The following is a 22,219-nucleotide window of genomic DNA, read 5'->3' as shown; positions in this document are numbered from 1 at the left end:
TACAAATCATCAAGGAACTGCCGATGAAACGTTTAGCTTACCTCGCCTTTTGCGGGCTCTTTGGGCTGGCGAACCCCGGAGCCGGTTCGGCCGGGGAAACTGCTAGATTGCAAGCACGAGTCTTCGTGCAGGACGAAGCGGGGGGCAAACTCCACTGGGCCGACATGGCTCGCTCGACCAATCCTGACCATCCGGCTCCCCAGCTGGTGAACTTGGGCGAAATCGAGGGTTTTCCCCAGCTTGATCCCGAATACCAGTCGCTGGTGCAAATGCGTGCGAGCGGCAAATATCTGCTCGTCGCCGTTCGCGATAACGACGATGGCGATTTCCAAAGCGGCTGGGTGCTGATCGATACCGGTGTCGACTACGAAGCTCATGATGATCATGGCCATTGGTACTACAAGCGACGGCCCCGCGTGATCGCCTCGATGCTGGATGATGCTCAGGGAAATCCGGCCCATGTCTACTGCTATGACGATGTTTTTTACATCGCCAATGACCGTAAAAACGGCTTCACTCGGTTGGACCCAAGCACCATAGGCGAAACCGATGATGCCTCGGCGATCAAGTCCAAAGCGGTGTTCTACTCGGGTGGTGGCGGGCACATTACGCTGGCCGCGGCGGGGCAGTTCGTGGCCAGCACCTGGATTGACCGCGAAGGAGATAATGCTGGCCGCGTCGACCTCTGGCAAATCAACAACGGGCCAGCTGGGGGCAATTCGGCAAGCAACATGCGGTCGCTGCAGTTGGAGTTCAGCGGGCTGCACGGAGCAACAGCCGCCGCCAACAAATTCTTCTTTGCCCCCAGCGATGGCGTCTGCTGGTTTCCCCTCGATAGTGCAATGATTGATGCCAATACGCCGTTATCGGTCCAGCACGTGAGCTTGGGCAAACAAGGCGACACACCGCTGCGGACTGGTGCATTTACGCCCATCGGCGACGCGGTCTTGTTGGTAACCGGCAAAGGGGATGCGACAACTTTGGGCATCATCGATGCGGCCGGGACATCTCCGCAGCTCAGCAAAGTTACCGTGCCGGTTCATGAAGAGAGTCGCGGTTTTGGACCGCTGGTCGTTAAACCACGTGGCCAATCGCCGCTGGCGATTTTGTTTCATGACCATGCTGCCACAGTCTCGGCCCCACACGTTGCCACTTTGATTCAACTCGATCCCAATCGCGACGGCTCCTTTGCCGACGCTGAGATCTTGAAGCAGATCGAGGTGGGCAAAAGCGACGTTGCCGGGCACAGCGGTCATCACGATCTGGCGGGAGACGCAGCGGGCAAGTTCGCTTGGTTCACCAACCCGGGTGATGGCACGATCAGCGTCCTGTCACTCGACCAACTCGAAGTCCTAGCCACTTATCCACTGCCCGGCAAACCGTCTCGTCTCCTCTCCGTGGGAGGCCCCGGCAGAGGGCCGCTTTACGACTCTAAATAGAGACTCCCAATAGTCCACGACGAACAATACTTAACCTACTCGGAAACGAATACAATGTTAAACCCAAAACAAAATCGCGACGGCTTTACTCTGGTGGAACTGCTAGTGGTGATTGCCATCATTGGTATTTTGGTGGGACTGCTGCTCCCCGCCGTGCAAGCGGTCCGCGAGGCTGCTCGCCGCATGTCTTGTTCCAATAATCTTAAACAATTAGCTTTGGCAACTCATAACTATGAATCGGCCTTCAGGGCAATTCCTGGTTTGACGGGTTCAAGCAGTTTTTCGCCGCAAGCTCGGATCCTGCCTTTTATTGAACAAGGCAACCTCAGCAATCTCATTAATTATGAGCTTCCGCTGTTGGTCGGTCCGCCTTGGCGAGCTCAATATAACCCGGCCCAGCGAATTGCGATTGAATCAGAGATTCCCACATTCTTGTGCCCCAGCGAAGCGGGGCAGACGCGCTTTCCAACCACCTTTGCCGATGGAACTCCGGGTTTCACCGGGGGTCTGAATTATATGTTCAGCTACGGCAGCGGCACGGCCACCAACTATGACGATCGTTACCGCACCGACGGCATGGTTTGGACAAATTCATGGGCCGGCTTCAATGACTGCACCGATGGGACTTCGCAAACCGTCTTGCTGGCCGAAACGGTCTTAGGGGACCAAATGTCTGGCAATGAACCCTCGTTGACTTTGCCGCACCGTCGAATTGCTAACTGGGGAGGGACAACAGGCAATACGCCACCCAATCCAGGTTTCCTACATGGTGGATCGCTGATTTTCAATCCAGACCTTAACGACGTCTTCCCAGCTTTGATTTCCTCATACCGCGGAAACCGTGGAGACTCCTGGATTCGTGGTGTACCATTTTCCTCCGTGATTAATGGCTATATGACGCCCAACAGCCGTATCCCGGACATCGGTATTCACGGTCGTGGATTCTATGCTTCCCGCAGTTATCATCCCGCCGGTGCCATGCACGCGATGCTCGACGGCAGCGTGACCATGTATAACGATACGATCGACCTGTTCGTCTATCGAGCACTGTTCAGCCGCAACGGTGGCGAGGTCATTCAGTTACCATGATGCGGATATGTGTTTTGACAGCCGCTGTGATCTGGATGACGTTCTCCGCAGGATGCTCGGAAGGTGGAGATCGTTCAACAGCCAGCGGCTTGACGGTTGTTGTTCAATACAAACAACAGCCGATCGCGGACGTACACGTGATGTTGCACGCACAAGCCGGTGGCCCCGTGGTCTTGGAAGGCTGGACGAAGATCGACGGCACGGCAGAGCTGAGAGTGCCCGCGGAAAGTAGTTTTTCCCCCGATCCCGCTGCGATCGAGTCGCTGGAGTTTTTGGTAGCCACGGACTCGATCAGCGACGGCGGCTGGAGCATCCAAGCCAAGTACACCGATCCCGCCCGCAGTGGATTAACAGTCAGCTTTGAAGTGGGACAAACTCAAGCCACGCTGGAACTGCCTGCAAACGCGGTAAAACCGCTGTGAGTTAGTGGCTAGTTGCTAGTTGCTAGTTGTTAGCGGAATCAGGTGTTGCATGAGTAATAGTTGATGGAAATTGAAAAATGCAAAAGTTAACACCTTCACTCTTCACTCTTCACTCTTCACCAGGTGTAACTCACTCCGCAACTCAGCCCCAGCAAGGACATATCGGCATGCTCGTCCGAGAGCGTGCCGACCCCTGACCACCATTCTGATTCCAGCCCCGCGGTGATTGTCAGACCGTCGCTGAGCGGTCCTTGCCCCCGCCAAGACAAAGAAACTCCGGCGGACACGATCGGCAGGAAACCAGCTTGCTCGGTCAGAAAACGAGTCGTAAACGGAGTCAGCAAATCGAGGTCCTCGGCGGCGGCCAAGCGGCGCTCGCGGGAAGCTAACAACAGCGAGGTGCGGAGGTTGGTGCCCCAACTGAATTGATCGAAGACTTGACGTTCGGTGGCCAAGCGGATGGTTGGTCCCAAGCCGCTGACCTGCTGACTCAGACCAGTCAAACCGGCCAGATCGCCCAGCTGATTGCGCAGTTCCAATTGATCGAAGCGATCGACCGCTGCGTGTCGAATGCCGGCGGTCAGCAACAAATCCCAGCTGCTCAGGCTGGCTCGCTTGGTGACTTCCAAATCGATCGCGTAAAGATCGAGCGAGGAGGCTGCGGAGAGCCGTTCCGCAGGTACCACGCTTGCTAAATCGACTCCGCTGATCGCTGGATGGGCGAGCTCGCCAAAGCCGTTTGCCGGAGGCTGTTCGGAGATGCCTTCCGCCGAACTGCTCAGCCGCCACCAGCTGGCTTGCAGACCGACCGCGGCGACCGTCTCATAGGCAAACCAAACGCGCGGCGCGGCGGTAAAATTGCGATCGAAATTGAGCTGCGTGATGCTGGCGTTGTTATTCACATCCTCCTCGGTGCGAATCAGTCCCACGTCAGCATTGAACCGAGGCTGGAGGAAGACCAGATCGGCGCCAGCTCGCCAACCAGGCGTCTGCTGGGGCGATTGCCCGAACGCTTGCGGTGCACAAAGACCTTGAACCAGCAGCGCAGCGGCCAGCAACAAGCCGTGAATTGATAAACTCTGAATCGATAAATTCTCAGCTAACAATCGCAAACCAGCCCGTCTCGAAGATTGTCCCGCCATCACTGCTGCTCCCCAACCAGAATTCGCGAGTAAGAGGTTGCCGGGCGGAAAAGTGCTCGAGGGTGGCACACAATCCGCTCACCGAGGGACCATCGGGAGTGGGGTGCTGCATGCGCCAGCCATTCCGGGGTTGCGTAATAATCCTGCGGTGCGGGGAGTGCACGTCGTGCCGCTCAGAGAAACTATGCGGGCACTTTTTCGCGGCGATGCTATTTGGGGCGATGCTACTCGGGGGGGATACTATTCGTGGCGATGCTGTTCGGGCACTGTGGGCGAGGCGGTTGGATTTTCCTGCGGATAGCCGTAGCGATCAAAATATTCGGCCCACCGCGAATGGATCGCCGCCTCATCGGCGGGCAGCAACGCGTGCTGGTTCACTTGATAACCGCGATGATGTTGCTCGATCCAAGTCTTCAGCGGCGCTTCCAGCGGCTCAAAATCGCCCAGATCGAGCTGTTGGTAAACTCGGCGGAGCGTTTGCTCGGGCTGAGCGACCAAGTCTTCGTAGCGAATATCGAGCAGGTTCTCCTGGGGAACGCTGTCGCGATCACGATGAAACGCTCGATACATTTTCTCGAAACAGCTGAGCACATATTGTTTGTCGGGCTCGGGGGTTGGTTTCTGCAGCCCCTGGGTGGCATCGAGCGACCGCCACATTTTCAGCGTCGAGGGAAATAAGCTGCGGGGATCGCGAGTGATATGCAGAAACTTGGCACCCGGAAAATGTTCGCTGAGCAGGCCAATCCGACCGGTGTGCGTGGGACTTTTCAAGACCACCCGTCCCGCCTGGGCAACCGTGATGGCTTTCAAAAACCCCTCGAGCCCTTGCAACCAAAGGCTCCTTTCCGAAGGGGGAATTTGCCGCAGGTCGAGGTAATCCAAATCGGGTATTTCGTTGCGTGGAAAGGCAATCCGGCGGTAAGGCGATGGTAAACCGAGGTTCATCAAGGCGAATTCGTCTTCCTGGGGTCGGTCCCAACCGGCGGCCACGTTGTCCATAGGTCGTTTATTGGGCAGCAGCCAACGGCCGAAATTCCGGAACAACCAGCCGCTGACCAAGAAGTGGCAGGGAGCGAAGCATTGATAGGTATCGGGACAAACCAGGCGGGGGTCGAGCATCAGCAGCTCGTGCAACAGCGTTGTCCCGCTCCGCCAATGGCCGATAATGAACAGGGGCGGGGCGGTCAGCTCGGTCTTTTGCAGTTTTTTCCCGAAGCGGATGCGTTGCCAAGTCGCTAAAACATCGTTCGCTGGCGTGATCAACGCCAAAATCATCGACATCGGCACTCGCGTGGGGGTGACGCGAAACCCATTTCTCCACATCAATCGCCACCAAGTCGCCGCCCGCATCCCATGCCAAAACCGTGGCGAGTAGGCGGGATATGGATAAACTTCGGCAGGAGACGCAGCAGATTGAGTGGGCACGGTTTGGCGATTCAAGGTGTGCGTAAGGTGCGAAATATGCAACAGCAACGTGCGAGCAACTGTGTCTGACCCCGCTTGCCACTAGCATAGTTCGGGCGCAGCGGTCGTTAAGGCCTAGGATTCGGTATAAGCTGAAAGCATGGACCAGCAATCAAAGTACACTATCGGGCCTGGTGACCAACTCGCTCCCCAGGCAAATAACTATGACTCCCTCCGCACCCGTATCGGGCAACTGCACAGGAGGGTGAGGCGATTGGTATGGATTCGAGCGATTGCCTGGTTGGTGATGATTCTGCTGGGCGTTCTGCTTTCCGCGGCGGCGCTGGATTGGTGGCTGCGTCCCAGCGGCTGGTGGGGACGCGGTGCCCTGACGCTGGGCACGATAGGCGGATGCCTGGCGGCATGCGGCTGGTTTTGGTGGTCGACTTGGCGGCGTCCGCTGAGCCTGATGGCGGTGGCTCGGCGGCTGGAGTCACTCTTGCCCGGGATGGGCGATCGTTTAAGTAGCGCCGTGGCCTTGCTTGAACAAGCCGAACAAAAGGCAAAAACGGGAGACCGCCAAGACGATCTCACCACCGCGGCGGTCAACCAAATTCATGACGAATTCGCCGCCGCCAACCCGGAGGCAAAAATCGATCGCTGGCCAGCGGTTCGCGGCGTCTTGATGGCCAGCCTGCTGGTGGCTGTGAGTTTATTTGTCTTGCTCTGGAATCCGGCGATCGGCTCACTGACGGCGCGACGCATTTTCTCGCCCACCGCCGAAGCCGCCTGGCCGCGCCGCAACCATTTGGTCCTGCAACCGCTGCCCGATCGCGTACACGTCGGCAGCCAGTTACAAGTCTTTGTCAGCGATCGCTTGGGGCCGCTGCCGGAAGACACCGAGATCTTATTTCGCTTGGCAGATGGACGCATCGAATCGCCACCGCTGCAGATGGTCGGCGAGGCGGGGACCAGCGTCTGGCCCGAGGTCCGCCAAAGTCTCTCCGTGCGAGCACGAGGCGGGGATGATGACACCATGCCCTGGCAAGAAATCGAAGTCACCTCCGCACCGCTGATCGAGTCGCTGGAAATTCGTCTGCTGCCCCCCGCGTACTCGGGGCTGCCCGAAGTCACCGTCACTGACCCACAACTGCGAGTGCTGGTCGGGACGACGCTGTGGTTGCAAGCCACCGTTAGCCAGCCACTGCAAAGCGGCAAACTGCTCCTCTCCCCCGCCACGACTCAATTGCCCAGCGAACTGCCGCTGGAGTTATCAACCGCGGGCACCGAGTTGGAACTGGGGCCGCTGCTGCTGGAGGAATCGTTTAGCGGCCAGTTCGTATGGCTCGATCGCCAAGGTATCGAAGGCCAAGCCAGGCAACGCCTCCAAGTGCAAGTCGAACCTGACTCGGCACCATTGGTGATGCTAACCCAGCCGCCGGCCGACCAAGAGGTCACGCCGCTGGCAACGCTTGAATTGAGTGCCCAATTCGAGGACGATCTGGGGCTGCAAACCAGTTGGTTGGAAACACGTCACCTCCGCTCCGCCACCATGGTCGAGCAACAACGCCGCCAGTACAGCCAAAACGAACTACGAGCCACAATTAGTTGGGAAGAGCCGCTTGCCACCTGGTTCCCCAGCTCGTCGACTGCTTCTGCCCGGCCCGCAACCACTCCCGCGGTCGGTGAAGACTCTGCCGCGATGGATGCCGCAGTGGATGCCACCATGGATGGAGGCGTGCAACTACGAGTGGGCGATGTCATCGAAGTCACGGCGATCGCCATCGATACGGCCGGCAATCGCGGCCAATCGACGACTCGCCGTCTCCGCGTGATCGACAGCGCGACGATGCAAAGCAAGATCGCCGCGGCGGAAGGTCGGGCTCTGGAACAATTACGGGAAGCGCGGCAGCAACAGCAATTGGCGCTCGAGCAAAGCGAAGCGACCAAGGCCCGTTTGGGAACGGACGAAGCGAGTCGACAAGCGGCTGCCGATCGTCTGCAAGCGGCCAGCTCCAGCCAACGCAACACCCAACAGCGACTCAGCGAAGGTCCTGATTCCGCACTCGAACTGCTGCAGCGGGCCAGCGATCTGGCGGAAGCTAACCAGCTCGACGCCGAGCAGGTCAACGGGTTACGCGAACAGGTCGAACAGTTGGCCACTCGCAGCGAGCAGGGAGCACGCCAGTCGCTGCGGCAGTCTGCCGAAGCGCTAGCCGATCAACAAATCGACGAGGCCTCACAAGCTTTAGCCACGGCGACCGAGGCGCAACGAGAAAACCTGCAACAGCTCAATCAACTGATGACCAAGCTGCAGCAAGCCGACGCGCAGCGAGCGGCCGGGGAACAGTTGGGAGAACTATCTGCCGCCCAACAACGCATGATCGACGAAACCCGCAACATGCACCAAGCCAACGATCGTGATCAAGAAGAGGAACGCCTCTCGGCGCGACAACGAGAACTGGCGCGACAAACCGCCGCCCTGCAAGATCAACTCCGGGAATTGGCCGCAGCCTTGCAAGCCGACGATCCAACCGCTGCCGAAGCGGCCGCGCAAGCCGCTGAGACACTCCAGCCCGATGCAACACAGACCGATGCAACACGCGACTTGTCCGCCGTGGCCGAGCTGATGCGACAAGCGGCCGAGCAATTGGAACGGGGCAGGGAGGGGAGCGCCGAGGAACTGCAGCAACAGGCGCTCGATCAAGTCAACCAAGCCAGGCGGGAGTTGTCTGGCCAGCGATCGGGACAGCCCGGCCAGCCGCTGCCGCAAGAACCTGCCGCCGCCAGCGAACAACTGGCTGAGAGTGTCCGCGCGTTGCGAGCTAGCCAAGCTGGTTTGGTCGCTCGCTGGCAGCGCGATGAGCCTCCGCAGTTGGCGGCTGACCAAAACCAATTAGCCGCAGATACCAATCAACTGGCGACAGCGACCAGCGAACCGGCCGGGTTTCCCGAAACCTTGGGAGACGCCGCGGCCGATATGCGAATAGCGGCCCAATTGCTGCAGCGGGGTGAACCAACGGCCGTCTCGCTGGACGCCGCCACGGCCGCCTTGCAACGACTCGACCTGGTCCTGGAAAGTTTGGACGCGGCAACCGACAACAGCGAAAGATCGGCTCCCGCCGAAGGTGGCGAACCAACGACTGAAGAACAAAATGCGGAAGCTGAAGAGAACAAAAAAATGATGGCCAGCTTGCGTTTGGCTCGTGCCACGCAAGCGTTTCTGAAAACGCGTACGATGGAGCTGATGCAAGCGATCGAAGAAGCGACGGAAAAATCGACCGATCCGGCCATCAAAGCGCGCTACGAAGTCGCCAAACGAAAACTGGCCGAAGAACAACAACGCTTGATCGATCGCATCGAAAGCTATGAAGAACTACTCAGGTCCCGCTGATGAACCGCAAAGCTAAATCGCCCGTCCCGGCACCCCTGATCGTCGTCTGCCTGCTGGCTGCCGCTTGGTGGCTGTGGCAAGACCCGCCGGCGACCGCTTTCCAGCCACCACCCGCTGAGCAACAGGCTGCTGAGCAGCCCGCTACCGATCCACAGCAAGCTGATGATAACGGTTTAGGAGGGTTACTTGAGGGGCTCGATCTCGAACCTGAAACCGCTAACCCACCAGCGGCCGATTCCGCCGCGCCGCAGAACTCCGCGCAGCCGAGTTCTGATAAATCCAAAGCCAGTCAGTCAGCGCAAGAGAACTCGGGGATCCCGCTGTGGCAAGCCTATTTGGCGATGCGCGACGCTGGCCAGCGGCTCTCGCGGGGACAAGTCGATGAGGACACGTTGAGCTCGCAACAGCGGGCTATCGATCTGTTGGATGAAATCATTAACACCGCTTCATCCGACGAACCAACGGGCGCGGCGCAAAGTCAGCAGTCTGAACAACAACCTGCTGGCGAGCCCCAGCAGGATCCGGACGCGCAACAGGATCAACAGCCGGGAGAATCAAATACAGAACAGACCCAGCAGACAGAGCAGTCAGAACAAGCAGAGCAGGGTAGCGAGCAGCGAACGGAAGGGGCGGGGCAGAACGAGGGACAGCAAACGCCGGCGGGCGAGGGTGATGGCTCGGCGGCGGGTGATGATGGCCAAGCGACCAAGCAAGAAGCGGCTGTGGCAGCGCGGGCCGGACAAGCACCACCGCTGGCTGAGGGTCAAGCTGTCTGGGGACACTTGCCGCAACGCACGCGAGGACTGCTGCGAGCCGACATCCCGACGGAGTATGTCCCCCGTTATGCCAAAGCCATTCGTGCCTATTTTGAAGCCCTAGCGGAACTCCCCGCTGATGAATAACCTCCCAATTTTGCCGGCCGGGGTCAGCCCTGGTGTTCGGTTTTCAGGGGGTGCAGCGAGATTGTGATTTGCATTGCGCTGGTGTCCCGGCTTCAGCCGGTCGGTTTTGCGCCGAATCGCCTAAAGGCTATACACCAGCGCATGCTGGTGTCTCGGCTTCAGCCGGTCGATTCTTCAGCGACCGCTGCGTAGAATAGGCGAATCATGGCAGTTTCGCCCGCTGATCAAAAACAGTGAACTTAGCTCAATAAATACCCGGGGTATTAAATGCTTTACACCGACCAATACCCCAAAAGTATCAATCGGCCAAATCAATACTCTGCAGATATCGATCGCCACCCGCCGCAACCCCGACTGGACCGCCGTAGTTGGTTGCGGCGGAGAGTGTTGCCGGCCGCTTGCATTTCGCTGATCGGGCTGGAACGATTCGCTGATCCGCGGGCGATCGCCGCGCCCCCTTGGGGTGATTTACAAGCTCGCGAAGCGGGCGGCAGCGAGGACCGTCGCGTCACCGAGGCGCTGAGGCGGGGCCGTGAATACCTGGCTTCCATTCAACGCCCGGACGGGCGTTTCGGCGGACAAATGGGAGGCAACGTGGCCGTTGTTAGCCTGGCCGGTTTAGCCTGGATCGCCGGCGGTAGCTTGCCCCGGCGGGGACCTTATGGCCAAGCGGTGGAGCGGGCTGTCGATTACGTGGCCGGGGCGGCTGACGACACTGGCTTTCTGGTGAAAGCAGATATGATGCGCCGCGGGCCGATGTATGGACAAGGCTTTGCCACTTTGTTCTTGGCGGAAGTTATCGGCATGTCACCGCGCGACGATCTCGATAATATCTTGCGAGCCGCCGTTGGTTTAATTCTTAAAGCGCAGAATAGCCAAGGAGGTTGGCGGTACACGCCCCAGCCATTAGATGCCGACTTGTCGGTCACGATTTGCCAAATGATGGCTTTGCGAGCCGCTCGCAACGCGGGGGTTTACGTTCCCGGTGAAGCGATTACTAAAGCGGTCGACTATGTCCGCCGTTCCCAAAACACCGACGGCGGCTTTATGTATCAGTTAGAAGGAGGTGAGAGTCGATTCCCACTCACCACCGGTGCGATTGTGGCCTTGCAGAACGCGGGACGCTATGAAGGCATGGAGTTGGAACTGGCTTATCAATTTGTTAATCGTCGTTTAAATGAATACTTAGCACCGCTGCAGCATAACTATTTCTTTTACGCGCATTACTATGGCGTTCAAGCGATGTGGCAACGGGGCGGTCAAGATTTCGCCAACTATTATCGACGCATTCGCAAACTATTATTGGAAATGCAGTCTCAAGATGGCAGTTGGCAAGACGTGTTAGGTCGGCACTACGGCACGGCCATGGCTTGTTTAGTATTGTCAGCGCCAACTAGCCTACTACCAATCTTTCAGCGTTAAACAAAGTCTCCTTTCGCTCCGCCGAAAGTAAGAGTCCCCCGCTCCCCACTAACCGAACCTCACTCTGTTTTGAGCCAACATCCGAAATCGAACATGTGGATCAGACCTTCATTCGGCAATGGATTGCCGTTGAACTTGACAGTATTTTTGGCAGCGACGTGCTGGCTTGCGATTGACCGAGCGTCTGCCGCAGACGCGAGTCTGCTAAGAACTGGCGAGACGTTTGCGATGGCCCGGCTGGTGGATTGGTCACCCCGGGGTGAGCTGGAATTTTCCACCGCAGCATCGCAAACCATCCGTGTGCCACTGTCGCAAGTCGTGCGGTTCGGCTCGGCGTCTTTGGCCAGGCAAGCCCACGGTGTGCTGTTGGTCGATGGCTCGCTGATCACGGCCCGCGTGTTGCAGATTGATAGCCAAGGGGTAGAACTGGCCAACGACTATTTTCGCACCACGATTCCAGCAGCCTTGGTGCGGGCCGTCATCTGGCGAGCACCCGGCTTGGCAGGCTTGCGTGAATCATTCGTCACCGCAGCGTTGGCCGCCGAGGGGAGTGACGATGTGATTGTGGATGTCAACGGAGATCAAATGCGTGGCACTTTGGTTGCCGGCGAGGGGGGACTAATCCAGTTCGGCGATGTGCGCTCCACATCATTACGCTCCGCAGCGGGCTCACCCTCGGTGCAACTGCAATTTCGAGGCGTCACCCGCACGATTTCGCTCGACACGGTTCGGGGCCTAATTTTCAGCCCGGCCCTCAACCCCTTGATGCTACCGCCCAGCGACGCACAAAGCTGGTTGGGGCTGCGCGATGGTACGCGATTGCAAATCGCTCGGATCACGCCGCCGACCAGCCGCCGACGAACCGCACGTGATGCCAACACAGACGGGTCGAACGACAACGCCGAAAACGCGAGCGAGTTGGATGATGAGAATAAGCTGCGGGGAATCTGGCGAATCGAGTTAGCTTGTGGCTGGGAACTGACCAGTCGCATCGCCACGTTGCAGTTCGACGACATCACGCTGTTGACCGGTAATGGCTTAGCGGACGATGCAAGCATTGCTGCGAGCGTCGCTGCGAATCTTGCTGCCGATGGTGTGGCTTGGCGGATTCACTTGGCCAAACCGCTGCGACAACGCTACACGCCGCTGGTCGGTCCTCCGGAAAATATTAGCCCAGCGGAAAATTCCAGCACCGCGGTTGCTCCAGTCACCGGCTGGTTGCAGTTGGAGCAGCAGCTTTACCCGCGAACGATCGCGATGCCGGCCACGAGTCAAGCGGTTTACCGGTTACCCGGCGGCCGCGGTGGAATCATGCGAACTGAAGTCGGGGTGCGTTCCGCAATCGCTGATGAATATCCGCCCGCATTAACCGCCGCCGAGGTGCTTTTCCGCATCCAGGCGGTGGGCAGCGACGGAAGGGCTCGCCAGTTGTGGGAGAGCAAACCGCTGGGGGTGGGAGAGCGAGCCGGTTTGATCGAGATCGAGATTCCTGCCGGACCGGCAATTATCCTGGAAGTTGAGCGAGCCGCGGGGACTTTTGCCTCTCCGCTGGGCATTTGGATTGACCCGCTGTTGAGGGGGCCGTGAAAAACTCGGCAGGTGAGCTACAATTAGATTCTTCTCTTCAGTGCTCTCTAAAATCCCGCACCCCCGCTCCCCGTACCGAATCTGCATGAACCAGCCGACCGACGAAGTCTCTTTGAGGGATCTGCAAGCCAAGATCCGCGTCATGTACTTTGACAAAGACGAAGCGCGTGGAGTCGACGGGACCTTTATGTGGCTGATGGAAGAGGTCGGCGAATTGGCCTCAGCCCTCCGCGGCAATGACCGCGAGAATTTAGCCGAGGAGTTCGCCGATGTGCTGGCTTGGTTGGCTACGATTGCCAACGTGGCGGGCGTTGATTTATCCCAAGCCGTCGGCGCCAAATATGGCGGCGGCTGCCCAGGTTGCGGGCGGTTAGTCTGCACTTGTCCCAATGAAGAAAAGCCGTGACCGCACTCAACTCGTCCGCGAACATCTCGTCCGCATTGTTTTTGCCCCACCTGCTTGGCGGCGGGCGCATGCATTCGCTGCTGTTGCTGATTTGTCTGTGCTGGCAACCTCTGGCGCGAGGTGATGATTCCACAACTGGCAATTCTACAACTGGCGAATCGCCGGCTGCCAACCAACCGCGGGGGCTGACAGCCAGCTTTGGCATTGCGCAGCGGTATCAAGTTGGCCGCTGGACGCAGCTGCGGATTGAGGGTGCGACCGCGGGTCAGCAGCTAGAGATTGAAACTCTGGACGGCGATGGCGTGCGAATTTTGCAACGCGTCACGGTTCCCGCCCCCGGCCGCTTGCAGCATTATTTACCGGCTGGTCCGCTAGGAGCACCGCTGACCATTCGCCCCATCGGCGAGGATGGCCTTGCCGGTTCGATTGTGTGGCGGACGCGACTTAGCCGCAGCCTGGCCACGGAGCAGCGTCCCTGGGTGGTGGCCCTCGGTGATGCGTTGGGCATGGACAAAATTGGTCGCAGTTTACTGCTGGGAGATGAAGGGAGTTTAGATGTCTCCCTGATCGGCTCCGCGGAACAGTTACCCGACCACTGGATCGGTTATGACGGCGTCGACTGGGTCGTACTGAGCAGCAGTGGATTGTCGGTGGTGGAAGCGATGACACCAGCTCAAGTGAACGCGCTCAGGGACTGGTTGGCTGGTGGCGGTCAGATGTTTCTCTCCTTGGGGACCGAGGGTGCCGCCTTGTTGCGACAGCTCTACTGGTTACCCGCCTCCATCGGTGCCGTGGACAGCGGGGAACTTGTCCAAGTTGAACCCGAATCGATCGAGACGTTTATCGCGGCCAGCGCGGCGACGACAAGTTTCCCAGCAACCCGCTTGCAGCTCGCGGACGCTCAAGTTCTACGCATTGGCCAGACGACCGGTCGCGAGAGCTTACCACTCGTGTTCCGCCGCCAGTTCGGCATCGGCACGATCACCGTTTTCAGTGGCGGGCTCGATTCGGAGCCACTGGCCAGTTGGCGGCAGCGGGAAGACTTTATGAATCGCATGATTCCGGAGTTGTTCCCAGAGCGACGGCAGCGAGGTCAATCGCAACCGCGAGCCGATGTTCGCTACGGTGAGATGGCTGGACAACTTAAAACATCTTTGGATCAGTTCGCCGGAGCCAGCCGCGTCCAATTCTCCGCGATCGCGGCGATCTTGTTGTGCTTGATTGGCTTTATCGGCCCGATCGACTATTTTCTCATCAATCGATTTCTTGGTCGCCCGTTACTGGGTTGGTTGAGCTTTCCGTTGATGATCATTTCGCTCTCGGCAGCCATTTTGCTGTGGCGTGGCTCTGCCCCCCCAGCCCGGATCAGTCAAGTCACCGTGGTCGACATGGATGTCACCCAACAAGTTGGCCGCGGCACATCTTGGTTGCAAGTCTTTGCCGGCGAGGCGTCGCGGTTTGACATCAGCGTGCAGCCCAGCGGCCCGCTCGCTGGCAGTGGAGAACCATCCACCATCATCGGTCCTTGGGGATTCGCCGGTCGCGCATTCGGCGGGATCGAAGTCGCCGGGGAGGATGTCCGCTTGCCCGCTTATGCCTTGCGGAGCAGCGAGTTGCCAAACTCCCCAACGTCGACAGCCAGCCAAACAGCGCAGGGGGGCGATATCGCCAATCGCGTTGCCGGGTTGCCGCTGGCACCGCTGTCGAGCAAATCGCTATCTGCCCGTTGGCAATTCCCCAGCCCCGTCACGGCGGCAGGTGGTATTTCTAAACGTCCCGCCAGCGAGCTTCTGGCAGGCTCGCTGATCAACCCCTTGCCAGTTGACCTACTGGAGGGCTACCTGGTTTATCGCAACTTGGTTTACGTGTTGCCAACTCGCGTGCCGGCAGGTGGCTTGGCGGCCAACTTGGATGCCTTACAACCAAAGAATTTTCGTTGGCGGTTAAATCGCCGACGAACCAGCGAAAACGCATCGATCAGCGAACCTTGGGACCGCGCGGCGACCGATGATCTCGATCGCTTGATGGAAGTGATTTTGTTTTATCAAGCCGCCGGCGGTGACAAATACACTGGCCTAGACAATCGCGTCCTCAGCCGGCTCGATCTAACCTCAGTGCTGGCATCCGATCGGGCGATCCTAGTGGGACGTTTGGCGGAGAACGAAGCCACAGTGAAACTGTCCAAGTCAGTCAGCGACGTCACAGCGAGCGCTGCGGGTGCAGGGGAGCCAGCGAGTACTCCCGAGACGATCGCCACCGAAACCGATGCGATCACTTATGTTCGCGTTATCTTGCCCGTCAGTGGCGGACTGGCAAATTAATCACACATCCTATCATCTCCTCCAGCTTTCCAACTGGCCAAGCCACCGAGCGGGCAGCATATGATTAAGACCACGAATTTGACCAAAAAATATGGCGACATGTTTGCCATCGAAGCGATTGAGTTGGACTTAGTCGAGGGGGATTTATTTGGCTTTATTGGTCCCAACGGTGCGGGCAAGACGACGACGATGCGCATCATCGCCACGCTGCTCGAGCCCAGCTGGGGTGAAGCCTACGTGTGTGGGCATTCGATCTACACCAACCCCAAAGAGATACGGCGTTTGGTCGGTTACATGCCTGACTTTTTTGGCGTCTACGATGACATGACAGTCACGGAGTACTTAGAATTTTTCGCGGCCGCCTATCGCATCAATGGCAGCAAGCGGCGGGAACGTTGTGAGGAAATGTTGGAAGTGGTCGACTTGGGCTTTAAACGTGACGCCATGGCGAACACACTTTCACGGGGTCAAACGCAACGTTTGGGGCTGGCTCGCACGCTGCTGCATGACCCGCAAGTATTGTTGCTCGACGAGCCGCTCAGCGGACTTGACCCACGCGCTCGGATCGAAATGCGAAACCTGCTCCGCCGCCTGGGGCAAATGGGCAAAACGGTGATCGTCAGCAGCCACATTCTGCCCGAGTTGGCTGATATCTGTAACAAAGTCGGGATCATCGACCGCGGGGTGTTGAAAGTCAACGCCACGGTAGCCGATGTGATGCGACAAGTGCGTCAGCACGTGGTGCTGCTGATCCAACTGGCCGATGTCACCGCCAGCGGCCGCGCCGGCGAGTTGCTGACCGCCTCTCCGTTGGTTGCCGGTGTGGAGACAATCGACGCGGGGCTGAAGGTCATCCTTCGCCCGGATGTCGACGACTACAGCGAGTTGCCCGAAATGTTAATGAAGGGAGGCATTGGCTTGCGGCAATTTCGTGAAGAACAACTCGATCTCGAATCGGCCTTCATGGCGCTTACGCAAGGCACCAGCGGCCGCATGTAATGCAGGTTCCCGTTAGCCGTCTTGGCGGGACCCTCGTTAAACAGTCAGCCGCAGGCGTACTTGCAATGGGAGCGCGTTCGCCTTCGGCTGACGGTTAAACGATTTATTAGCGGCCACCTTTTCAAATCACTCTGGCTGGTCGGCTTTAGTTGGGGTTGCCTCCGGCCCCCGCATCGCCACCTCCCATACCTCCCATACCACCGCCCATGCCTCCCGGCAGGCCTTGTTGTTCCATGAAGAAGTCGACTTGACGATCATCATTGAGCTCTCGCATGGAAAGCGAGCGACTGCGATCGAATTCTAACTGATAGGTATACTCGACATCAAAAGCTTCGCTGCCATGGCTGCCGGCGGGAATGTCTAAATCCCAGCGGAGAATGCCACGGTCTTTGGAAATTCGCGTGTAGAGCGCATCCTCGCTGAGCGGACGCTCGGGCGGTAGCAGATTGACAGCCACGTCACGTGATTCGCTGGCGATCGGCATTCGATCATAGAGCCGAATGGCGACATTTTGATCTTTGAAATTCGCGATTACCAGACGGTAAGTGAATTCGAGGTTGCGGTTTCCGCCGCGGATTTTGTCATCTTTCGTCCGCAATTCCCGTCGCGTGCGAACTTGTTGGTCCGCTCCGAAACCGACCAGCAACCGTTGCCCGCTGGCGGTGGTTGGCAAATCGGTGACGCCGACGAAGCGTTGGTTGAGGTACACATCGGCCGAGCCGCCGAGCAGGCCAATCGGTTCGGTGTTGATCATCTCGGCTTGACGATAGGCGTAACTGGAAAGCAGCGGAGTCGCCACGTGATACAGTTCGCCGGCCAATTCCATCTCGGCGATGCGAACAAGCTGTTGCTGGCGACGCGAATTCAAGGAAACAGGTTGCGACAACACGTAGACTTGGCTGGCCACGTCATCGTCGACATCGGCGGCAATGCGGGTTACGGCGTTTGGTTCCGCAGCCAGTTCCAGTTGCTGAATTTCGCCAGCCAGCTGATTCAGCTGCAGATCACGCTCGAGCGGCTGGTTCTTAACCGACTCTTTCAGCAGCGACGATTCCACGTTTCGTTGTCGCGCGCGGATGGATTTCACTTGATCGGTCAACTGTTTGGAATTGGCGGAGAGATTGCCGAATTCCTGTTGGGCGAATTGGTTCTGATTCGCGGCCGTCGCTGAGATCCGAAAGGGAGTCAACTGCGGCCCGGTGGCGCTGACCGAAGGGGAAGCGGTCGATAAAGTCAGCTCCACATTCTTCCAATCCTCGCCGCTGATCTGCTGGACCAAGGCGCTGTAACGGAGTGAAAATTTGTCGCTGCCGACTTCTCCGCGGATCGCGTAACGGGGTGTCCACTGGCAGCTGTCAACCAAATAATTCAGCGTGATCGTCCCCGCCACTCCGGGCTGGCGATCGATAAAAATCTTGGCCTCGATCACTTGGCGATAATCCGACGCGACCAATTCGGCGAGTTGGCGTTGTTTCTCGGAGATGGCCGTTTCGGTGTCGCGTAGTTGCTTGCCGATTTCGAGCTGTTCGGCCAGCAGCGTTTGGCGGCTGGTCAGCAGATACTTACTGAGCTCAATCACCGCGTTGGCATCGAGCAACCCGCGGTTGAGGTCATCCGACGTTTTGCTGGCCGTGAACGAGACGATTTCCTCCATCGAAGCGGCGTTGGTTTGCAACAGTTCGAGTTGGCTATCGAGTATGAGTTTTTCATCTTGCAGATCGCTCAGCTCTTGCTCGACGGTGCGCACCTCTTGGCGGGAAGAGTTGGCCGTGCTGCGAACGGCGACTTCGACCGCTCGGACTTCGGTTTGCCCGTCCCCTTCGGCGTAAACGCTACCGGGGATGAGTTGTTCGGGGAGTCCGCTGATAGTCAGCATGTCGGACGGTGCGTCGGCCGCAACGGAAATTTCGCGGCTGACCAAAGCGCGATCTCGATAAACCGTGACGCGGCGGATGGCCCCCGCGACGCTGGCAGCGGTTTGTTCGTCCTGCCGTACCGCCGGAAAGGAATTCGATTGGGCAAACGATAGATCTGCGGCGCAGAAAAAATCGACGGCGCAGAAAGTGGCTACCAGCAAGCTGGCGAATAGACAACGTGGCATGACTTCCCTCTTGAGGGTTGTGCGGATGTGAGGAGGCACGCCATTAGTTTAGCCAAAGCGACTGACAAAAAGTGCAAAGAATGAGGCGAAAAGTTTGCTCGCCGAGCACACACTGACGGCGAGCGGTAAATATGCTGGGGTGGAGGCAAATAGGCGTGGCCAACGGGCCACCCTCTGGCTAGCCCCGTGGCTGGTCAATTTTGTCCGGCGATCCTGTTTTTTCCCGAATTTTCCCGCGAAGCACCTATGCCTACATTCTTGCACAGCTGGCGATACCGATTTGCGGTGGCATTGTTAGCCGCCACCACGGCGTTTTCTCCGATCACCACCGCGACGACTCTTGCCCAGGATTCGGACGAACCCTCCGATCCTTCCCCCGGGCTCAGCAGCAGCCTGATTTCAGGGCTGCGATTTCGATCTTTAGGCCCGGCCTTGATGAGTGGTCGGATCAGCGACATTGTGGTCGACCCAACGAATCGGTCGACCTGGTATGTAGCAGCCGCCAGCGGGGGCGTTTGGAAGACCACCAATGCCGGCACCACCTGGCAACCGATTTTTGACAACTACGGCTCATACTCAATCGGCTGTTTAGCGTTGGATCCGGGGAACCCGCACGTGTTATGGGTGGGGACGGGTGAAAACAACAGCCAACGCAGCGTGGGCTATGGGGACGGACTGTACCAATCACGCGATGGCGGCAGAAGTTTTCGCAAGGTGGGTCTCGAGTCGAGCGAGCATATCGCCAAGATCATTGTCCACCCAGAAGATAGCGACACCGTTTACGTGGCGGCCCAGGGACCGCTGTGGAAGAGTGGTGGTGACCGCGGGCTTTACAAGACGACCGACGGCGGTGCGAGTTGGAAATGTGTGCTGGAGATCAGCCCCGACACAGGAGTCACCGATGTGGTGATCGATCCTCGCGACCCAGATACACTATACGCCGCTTCCTATCAACGACGTCGTCATGTTTGGACGTTGATTGACGGTGGCCCCGAAGCGGGTTTGCATAAGTCCACCGATGGCGGTGAGACTTGGCGCTCCATCGATCGGGGCTTGCCCGGTGGTGATGTCGGTCGCATCGGTTTGGCGATCTCTCCGATCAACCCCGATATCCTCTACGCAGTCGTCGAAGCGGCCAACGACCAAGGTGGCTTTTACCGCAGTGAAAACCGTGGCGAAACATGGTCTCGGCAAAGTGATTACGTGACCGGTAGCCCCCAGTATTATCAAGAGATTGTGGCCGACCCGCATCAGTTGGATCGTGTCTATGCGCTCGACACCTATTTGATGGTCAGCGAAGATGGTGGGCGGAGTTTCTCACGAGCCGGCGAGGCGAACAAGCATGTCGACAATCATGCCTTGATCATCGACCCCGAAAATCCTGATCACTTGATCGTTGGTTGTGACGGTGGTTTGTATGAGACCTGGGATCGTTGCCGCACTTATCGCTACACGGCGAATCTACCATTAACGCAGTTTTATAAGATTGCCGTCGACGATTCGAAGCCTTTTTACTATGTGTATGGGGGTACACAGGATAATGCCACCCAAGGTGGTCCGAGCCGCACGGATAACGTTCACGGGATTCGCAACAGCGATTGGTTTATCACCGTGTTTGGTGATGGTTTTGGACCCGCCGTCGATCCCGAAGATCCGAACATCGTATACAGCCAGTGGCAGTACGGTGGTTTGGTGCGATATGACCGTCGCACCGGCGAGCGGATGGACATCAAACCGCAGGAAACAGAAGATGGACCGCCCCTGCGTTGGAACTGGGATTCCGCCCTGGCACTTAGCCCTCACCAACCAAAGCGAATTTACTACGCCGCGCAAATACTCTTCCGCAGCGATGACCGGGGTGATAGCTGGACAGCGATTAGCCCAGATTTAACTCGCAATCTCGACCGCAACGCCTTGAAGGTGATGGGCAAGGTGTGGAGTGTCGACAGCGTTGCTAAGAATACTTCGACCTCGTTCTACGGATCGATTGTGGCTTTGGCGGAATCGCCGCTGGTCACCAACCTGCTCTACGTGGGCACCGATGATGGCTTGATTCAAGTCAGCGAGGATGGGGGAGAGAATTGGCGGAAAATAGAATCATTCCCACATCTGGATGTGCCCGAGTTCGCTTACGTTAGCGACATTGAACCATCTCAGCACGATCCTGATACCGTTTACGTTGTCTTGCAAAACTTCAAACGAGGTGATTTCCGACCCTACTTGGTCAAGAGCACCGACCGCGGTAAGAACTGGGTTGATATCAGCAGCGATCTACCGGAACGTGGCTCGACTTATACGATTTGCGAAGACCATGAGAATCCCCAGCTGTTGTTTGTGGGCACTGAATTTGGAGTGTTCACCAGCTTTGACGGGGGACTGAAGTGGGTGGCACTGGGCGGCGGTCTGCCGACGATTGCCGTCCGCGATATGAAGATTCAACAACGCGAAAATGATTTGGTGTTGGGTACCTTTGGGCGTGGTTTCTATGTGTTGGATGACTACTCGCCGCTGCGAGCGTTGACACCCGAATCAGTGGAGACGGCGGCGGAGATTTTCCCCATCAAAGATGCGCCGATGTTTATTCCCCGGGCACCCATGTCGGGCAGCGGCAACGCTTATCAAGGAGCCGGGTTCTACACGGCCGATAACCCACCCTTCGGCGCGACGATCACTTATCGTTTGAAAGACAGTCGCAGCACGGCCAAGTCCGAGCGTCGTAAACGTGAGTCGCGGGCCGGCGCTCGCGGCGACACACCCTATCCGAGCTGGGAAGAACTGAAGACGGAAGACCGCGAAGAGCGACCGCTGACGGTTCTGACAATTCGCGATAGCGAGGGAGATGTTGTTCGGCGGCTGCCCGGCAGCACGTCGGCAGGTATCCACCGCGTGACTTGGGATTTTCGCTATCCAGGCTTGGCCCCGGGCTCGCGTGGTGACGGTTTTGGGCCGATGGCCGTGCCGGGAACTTACACCGTCGATTTGGCCATCTTGGGCGACGAGGGCTGGGAAGTTTTGGTTGAACCCACGGAGTTTCAATGCATTCCACTGGGGATGGCCGACTTGAACGAAGAGCAGCGGCAGCAATCGTTGGAATTCCAACGTCAAACGGCCGAATTGCAACGCGTGCTGTTGGCCGCTTACGAAGTCTTACGTGAAGGGACCAGCCGAGTCGAAGCGATGAAGGGGCTGGCCGAACGTTCGCACCGTTTGCCGCTGGAATTTCGCGATCGGGTGCGGCAATTGGAACTCCGGTTGCTGGACTTAACGGAGCAATTTGCCGGCGATCCGACGCAAGCGCGACGCAGCGAGCCGAGCATGCCTGGTCTAGTCGGCAGGTTGCAGACCGTTATCCGCGGTCATTGGTCGACCAGCCAAGCCCCCACCGAGACGCACCGCAAGCAGTTTGAAATGGTCGCCGAGGCGATGCCCAAGCTGCTCGACGATGTTCGCAAAGCGGTCGAAAAGGACTTGGTAAAGCTGGAAGCCGATCTTGATAAAGCCGCGGCACCCTGGACGCCGGGGCGAAAGATCCCAGCTTGGCCCCCCAAGGCAAAATAAGCCTGGGAATTAGTCGTCAGCCTGGTAACGTGT

14 protein-coding genes are annotated in these 22,219 nt (G+C 58.1%); 11 read left to right on the top strand and 3 right to left on the bottom strand.

Features of this window, described 5'->3' with window-relative positions; genetic code table 11:
- Nucleotides 1–23: 23 nt before the first annotated feature.
- Genes SH139x_RS04160 through SH139x_RS04150 form a run of 3 tightly spaced genes read left to right on the top strand, consistent with a single transcriptional unit; the run spans nt 24 to nt 2,950 of the window.
- On the top strand, nt 24–1,439 hold the full coding sequence (locus tag SH139x_RS04160) for a YncE family protein (protein ID WP_488354028.1): 1,416 nt from the start codon (nt 24–26) through the stop codon (nt 1,437–1,439).
- Between the two features lie 54 nt (nt 1,440–1,493).
- The gene (locus SH139x_RS04155) at nt 1,494–2,528 is read left to right on the top strand and encodes a DUF1559 family PulG-like putative transporter (protein WP_488354027.1); all 1,035 of its coding nucleotides are present in this window, start codon (nt 1,494–1,496) and stop codon (nt 2,526–2,528) included.
- Nucleotides 2,525–2,950, top strand: a complete 426-nt coding sequence (locus SH139x_RS04150; RefSeq protein WP_488354026.1) for a hypothetical protein — start codon at nt 2,525–2,527, stop codon at nt 2,948–2,950. The genes SH139x_RS04155 and SH139x_RS04150 overlap by 4 nt, the downstream gene beginning before the upstream one ends.
- Nucleotides 2,951–3,066: 116 nt before the next feature.
- Here SH139x_RS04150 and SH139x_RS04145 read toward each other — a convergent pair whose 3' ends face one another.
- Both SH139x_RS04145 and SH139x_RS04140 read right to left on the bottom strand, forming a co-directional pair.
- Nucleotides 3,067–4,092, bottom strand: coding sequence for an Lpg1974 family pore-forming outer membrane protein (locus SH139x_RS04145; RefSeq protein ID WP_488354025.1), 1,026 nt, complete (start codon nt 4,090–4,092; stop codon nt 3,067–3,069).
- 240 nt (nt 4,093–4,332) lie between these two features.
- Nucleotides 4,333–5,517 (bottom strand): sulfotransferase family protein, encoded by a 1,185-nt coding sequence (locus SH139x_RS04140; RefSeq protein ID WP_488354024.1) that lies wholly within the window; start codon nt 5,515–5,517, stop codon nt 4,333–4,335.
- Nucleotides 5,518–5,656: 139 nt separating this feature from the next.
- On the opposite strand from SH139x_RS04140, the gene SH139x_RS04135 reads away from it, so the two are divergent.
- The 7 genes from SH139x_RS04135 to SH139x_RS04105 all read left to right on the top strand — a co-directional run bounded on the left by SH139x_RS04135 (nt 5,657) and on the right by SH139x_RS04105 (nt 16,527).
- Nucleotides 5,657–8,890, top strand: coding sequence for a hypothetical protein (locus SH139x_RS04135; protein ID WP_488354023.1), 3,234 nt, complete (start codon nt 5,657–5,659; stop codon nt 8,888–8,890).
- Nucleotides 8,890–9,792 carry a hypothetical protein gene (locus SH139x_RS04130; RefSeq protein WP_488354022.1) on the top strand — a complete coding sequence of 301 codons (903 nt, stop codon included), beginning with the start codon at nt 8,890–8,892 and terminating at the stop codon, nt 9,790–9,792. Before SH139x_RS04135 ends, SH139x_RS04130 begins: the two co-directional genes overlap by 1 nt.
- Nucleotides 9,793–10,059: 267 nt before the next feature.
- The gene (locus SH139x_RS04125; protein ID WP_488354021.1) at nt 10,060–11,214 is read left to right on the top strand and encodes a prenyltransferase/squalene oxidase repeat-containing protein; all 1,155 of its coding nucleotides are present in this window, start codon (nt 10,060–10,062) and stop codon (nt 11,212–11,214) included.
- 93 nt (nt 11,215–11,307) lie between these two features.
- Nucleotides 11,308–12,801: a hypothetical protein gene (locus SH139x_RS04120; RefSeq protein WP_488354020.1), complete on the top strand. Its 1,494-nt coding sequence runs from the start codon at nt 11,308–11,310 to the stop codon at nt 12,799–12,801.
- An 85-nt stretch (nt 12,802–12,886) separates the two neighbouring features.
- The gene (locus tag SH139x_RS04115; protein WP_488354019.1) at nt 12,887–13,207 is read left to right on the top strand and encodes a MazG nucleotide pyrophosphohydrolase domain-containing protein; all 321 of its coding nucleotides are present in this window, start codon (nt 12,887–12,889) and stop codon (nt 13,205–13,207) included.
- On the top strand, nt 13,204–15,528 hold the full coding sequence (locus SH139x_RS04110) for a hypothetical protein (RefSeq protein WP_488354018.1): 2,325 nt from the start codon (nt 13,204–13,206) through the stop codon (nt 15,526–15,528). Before SH139x_RS04115 ends, SH139x_RS04110 begins: the two co-directional genes overlap by 4 nt.
- A gap of 60 nt (nt 15,529–15,588) precedes the next feature.
- Nucleotides 15,589–16,527 (top strand): ABC transporter ATP-binding protein, encoded by a 939-nt coding sequence (locus SH139x_RS04105; protein WP_488354017.1) that lies wholly within the window; start codon nt 15,589–15,591, stop codon nt 16,525–16,527.
- A gap of 145 nt (nt 16,528–16,672) precedes the next feature.
- On the opposite strand, the gene SH139x_RS04100 is transcribed toward SH139x_RS04105, so the two are convergent.
- Complete coding sequence (locus tag SH139x_RS04100; RefSeq protein ID WP_488354016.1) at nt 16,673–18,628, bottom strand: mucoidy inhibitor MuiA family protein; 1,956 nt, start codon at nt 18,626–18,628, stop codon at nt 16,673–16,675.
- A gap of 246 nt (nt 18,629–18,874) precedes the next feature.
- Here SH139x_RS04100 and SH139x_RS04095 point away from each other — a divergent pair, with 246 nt between their 5' ends.
- Entirely contained in the window at nt 18,875–22,186 is a 3,312-nt protein-coding gene (locus SH139x_RS04095) for a VPS10 domain-containing protein (protein WP_488354015.1), read from the top strand.
- The last annotated feature ends 33 nt before the right edge of the window (nt 22,187–22,219 follow it).

The organism is Kothea flammea, assembly GCF_052161645.1.
GTDB lineage: Bacteria > Planctomycetota > Planctomycetia > Pirellulales > Pirellulaceae > Laterigemmans.
Note: the sequence above shows the minus strand (reverse complement) of the source record. Positions and strands in the feature narration are given on the sequence as shown.

Coding starts and splice junctions, on each gene's coding strand:
- SH139x_RS04160 (WP_488354028.1), top strand. CDS start 24: ATGAAACGTTTAGCTTACCTCGCCTTTTGCGGGCTCTTTGGGCTGGCG.
- SH139x_RS04155 (WP_488354027.1), top strand. CDS start 1,494: ATGTTAAACCCAAAACAAAATCGCGACGGCTTTACTCTGGTGGAACTG.
- SH139x_RS04150 (WP_488354026.1), top strand. CDS start 2,525: ATGATGCGGATATGTGTTTTGACAGCCGCTGTGATCTGGATGACGTTC.
- SH139x_RS04145 (WP_488354025.1), bottom strand. CDS start 4,092: ATGGCGGGACAATCTTCGAGACGGGCTGGTTTGCGATTGTTAGCTGAG.
- SH139x_RS04135 (WP_488354023.1), top strand. CDS start 5,657: ATGGACCAGCAATCAAAGTACACTATCGGGCCTGGTGACCAACTCGCT.
- SH139x_RS04130 (WP_488354022.1), top strand. CDS start 8,890: ATGAACCGCAAAGCTAAATCGCCCGTCCCGGCACCCCTGATCGTCGTC.
- SH139x_RS04125 (WP_488354021.1), top strand. CDS start 10,060: ATGCTTTACACCGACCAATACCCCAAAAGTATCAATCGGCCAAATCAA.
- SH139x_RS04120 (WP_488354020.1), top strand. CDS start 11,308: ATGTGGATCAGACCTTCATTCGGCAATGGATTGCCGTTGAACTTGACA.
- SH139x_RS04115 (WP_488354019.1), top strand. CDS start 12,887: ATGAACCAGCCGACCGACGAAGTCTCTTTGAGGGATCTGCAAGCCAAG.
- SH139x_RS04105 (WP_488354017.1), top strand. CDS start 15,589: ATGATTAAGACCACGAATTTGACCAAAAAATATGGCGACATGTTTGCC.
- SH139x_RS04100 (WP_488354016.1), bottom strand. CDS start 18,628: ATGCCACGTTGTCTATTCGCCAGCTTGCTGGTAGCCACTTTCTGCGCC.
- SH139x_RS04095 (WP_488354015.1), top strand. CDS start 18,875: ATGCCTACATTCTTGCACAGCTGGCGATACCGATTTGCGGTGGCATTG.